We start from the raw sequence: 3,721 nt of genomic DNA, 5'->3' as shown, positions 1-3,721 counted from the left end.
TGGTGTCGGTCGAGGACGTGGTCCAGGTACCGTCGTCGGCCTTGGCCTGCGTGACGGCCTTGTGGAGACGTCCGACGGCATCCAGAGACCAGGTCTTGCGGCTGGCGCCGACGGTCTCCGAGCGAACCAGGTCGTTGGTGAAGTACGTCAGCGTGGTGCCGCCGGTGCTGGTGGGGCGGCCGAAGGCGTCGTACGCGGTGCCGTCGGCGACCAGACGGTCAGCGCTGTCGTAGGAGTAGGCGGTGGTGTCGCTGGTCGCGTCGTCGGTGCTGCTGTCGCAGTCGTCGGAGGCGGTGGCCAGCTTGGTGCGGTTGCTGTTCGTGTCGAAGGTGTAGGCGCGGGTCGTGCAGCCGCCGGCCGTGGTGTCGGCGGCCCGGGTCAGGCGGCCGACGCTGTCGTAGGTGTAGTCCGTGTCGGTGGTGGAACCGTCGGTCTGGCTGTGACCGGCCTGCTGTCCGTGCACCGTGTAGGACGCGGAGTCGGACAGGACGGTCGTGCCGTCGGCGTCGGTGTACTCCTTCGCGGTGACCGTGCCCTCGGTGTTCGTGGTGACGGCCAGGGTGTGGCCGCCGGGCAGGGACTCGGTGGTGAGCGTGCCGTCGGCGTCGTAGGCGGCGCTGAAGGTGCCTGCGACCGAATCAGTGAGGGTCTTGACCTGATCGGCTTTGTCGTAGATGTAGGTCGTGGTGGACGGTGCCGAGTCGGTGACCTTCACGACGCGGTCGAGCTTGTCGTAGGTGGCCGTGGTGGTGTTGCCGGTGCCGTCCTCGTAGGTGACCTGTCGGCCGAGGTCGTCGAACCCGTAGGAGACGGTCTGTCCGCCTGAGCGGATCGCTGTGACCTTGCCGGTGGTGCTGCTGTAGATGTACTCGGTGGCGGGGGTGTCCTCGCCCGTGCCGCCGGTGACCGTAAGGTTCGTGGTTCGGCCGGCCGCGTCGGTCATGGTGGTCGTGGTGCGGGTAACGCTGTTTGAGGTCTCCTTCTTGGTCGCTACCTGTCCCCACCGGTCGTAGGTGTAGACGGTGGTGACCAGTTCGCTCGGGTTGCCTCCGCCGCCTGTGATCGTGGCGGCCGGTGCGGTCCGGCACAGCAGTCCCGCCCACTCGGGCCGGTTGGCACAGGTGCCACTGCCGTCTGCGGTGTAGTAGTCGTACGTGAGAGTGCCGGCGTCCGAGCCCGTGGAGGCAGCCAGACGTGTGGAGGCGGCCCGTCCGTCGGAGTCGTACGTCGTGGCCGTGGTCAGTGCCTTGCCGTCCGGGTCCTCGATGGCGGCCGTCTGGTGGCCGTTGGACCAGTCATAACGAGTAGCCCAGGTGCGGCTGTCCGCGTCCTTCGCGTAACCCTCGACGTATGCCCCTGTCGTGGTGGATGTCGCCAGGCCGGAGACTGCGGCATCGTCCGGCCGCCCCTCGTCGTACGCGTACGACATGTGCCTGCGTGCCAGGACTGCGGTTCCCGCGGGCAAGGTCGCCTCGCTGGCCGTGCCCGCCAGGTCCGCGGACAGGGTGACCAGGCGCAGGGGGCCGTATTTGTCGGTCAGTTCCTCACCGTCCGCCGAGTACACCGAGACATCGGCGAGGAGGTCTGCCCGTTCGGCGGTGGACAGTTCGGTCAGGCCCAGTTCGGCCAGCTTGGCCGCGGCACCGTCGGCGGTGCCCAGTGCCAGTTCACGGTTGGCGGCGGACAGTCCGGCCACGGTATTTCCGTAGACGTCGTACTCGGTCGCGTCCAGTGCGCCGCCGGCGGAGGCCGTGTTGGTCTCGTCTCCGTTGGCGTTGACATAGGTGACAGTGGCACGTTCGTAGGCGGCGGCACTCAGGTCGCTGCCGGTGCTGGATGAAGGTGTGGTGTCGGCGGGGAAGACGGCGGTGGCGTCCGTGGGCGCTTCGCCCTGTGCCCACGCGGCGACCCCATCCTTGTCCATCTGGTACGGCGCTTTGTCCCCGGACAGCGGCACGTCGTACACCACGGTCGTGGCCGCGGTGCCGGAGGTGGTCGTCTTCGAGCCTTCCGCCAGCGCGGGACGGGACGCCTTGAGCAGCATGCCCGCACCGGCCGTCAGCGCGGAACCGGCCTTGCCGTAGGTGAAGGTCCACGGCAGCTCACCGGGATCCGTGAGGGTCTGGACGCGGCCGTCGGCGTCGTAGGTGTAGGTGGTCTTCAGCGCGGCGCTGATGCGCGGGTCCCACACCTGGCGCAGACGACCGGAGGAGCCGTAGACGTACTGGGCGACCGTCTCGGCCGTGGCCTTGTCCGCCCCGGGATCGGCAACCCACAGTTTGATGGCCTGAACCTGGTCCTTGTAGTTCCCCAGGGAGCTGTCGGTGGCCGTCGTGGAGTCGGCGTATACGTACTCAAGGACCCGGCAGCCCTTGGTCGACGGCTCTGCCTGGCAGGTCGACGCTTGCACCGCGCCGTCGGGCGCGACCACGTACTTGGGCCGCGTCAGCGTGTTACCGCCGACCGTGACCGCCTCCGAGGCCACCGTGATGGTGGAGTCGTCGACCGCGGCCGCGCTTGAGGCGAAAGTCCACGCCGAGGCGCTGCTGTCCGCCTTGGCGAACACCGTCACGTTCGCGTCGGTGTCCGTCAGAGTGAACTTGTTGCCGGACAGGCTGCCGGTCAGCGTCAGGTCATCTGCGTCTGCTTCGGGTGCCCAGCCGCCACCGCTGGTCGCGGTGAAGGCGATCGCGCTGCCGTCGGCGGCCAGCAGTTCTACTGAGGTGCCAGAGGTCTTTCGGATCTGCGTGTGATCGCCGTCCGCCGTGTCGCCGACCACGGAGGAAGTCCAGCCCGGGCCGAAGATCTCGGCCATGCCCTCGCCGTCCGTGCTGTTGGCACGGGAGGAGAACGTCCGCTCCACTGCGCTGCTGAACGCCTCGGCGTCGGTCTGGGACAGTGTGAAGTCACCGGTGAGGAGGTTCACTTCACCGGGCCCGACATCGCTGGAGGCCGCATAACCGGCGTCACGGTCGAGGGTTACGTCGACCGTCTGCGAGTGCCCGGTGCTCGTGCCGTCGCTGAACGCGGCCCGCAGCTCGACCACTCCGTCCTCGTCCAGCGAATCGGTCACGTTCCACACGAGCTTGGTGGCGGTGCCGTCGGTAACCTTCACCGGCCACGAGGTGACCGCGTCACCCGAGGCGGTCACGTCGCCGACTGGGACGGCGCGCCAGGAGTCCTCTTCACCGCGGCGGTACTGCCAGGTCACTCCTGTGTAGGAGGTGAGGCCCTTCGCGGACAGGGTCAGGCGGCGGGCGGTGTCGTCGCCGTCCTGCGGGGAGAGGATCGCGGCGCCGTCAGCGCCGACACCGAAGGAGTACGCGGTGGTGGTTGCGGAAAGGTTTCCCCCGGAGTCGACGGCCTTGGCGTACAAGGTGTGCCAGCCGTTGGCCGGGTTGATGCTGATGGTCAGCTTGTCGCCGCCGGTGCCGTTGGTGGTGTCCAGCTTCCTGTTCGGCATGGACGTGTCGTCCAGGCCCCAGTGGTAGCCCGCGCCGTCGGTGGAATCCGTGTCCACGGTGCAGGACACGGCGCCGTCGGCCTTCGCCGTCCAGCCGTTCTCCTCGTACGTGTCGCAGGAAACTGCTGGAGCATTCGGTTTGGCGGTGTTCAGCACAAACGTCGTGTAGCCGGTCCAAGAGCCGTAGTCGGTGGCGTCGTACGCCCGCACCCGGTAGCGCAGGTGCTTGCCCGCCGGCAGCGCGCTGGCAGAGGGCAC

At 68.4% G+C, this 3,721-nt stretch carries 1 protein-coding gene; it reads right to left on the bottom strand.

Going from position 1 to position 3,721, the window contains the following annotated elements:
• A partial coding sequence (locus tag ABD357_RS24220; protein ID WP_344392852.1) for a hypothetical protein occupies window positions 1-3,721 on the bottom strand: 3,721 nt, incomplete at both ends.

The sequence above is a fragment of the Streptomyces vastus genome, assembly GCF_039532825.1.
Taxonomy (GTDB): Bacteria; Actinomycetota; Actinomycetes; order Streptomycetales; family Streptomycetaceae; genus Streptomyces; species Streptomyces vastus.
Note: the sequence above shows the minus strand (reverse complement) of the source record. Positions and strands in the feature narration are given on the sequence as shown.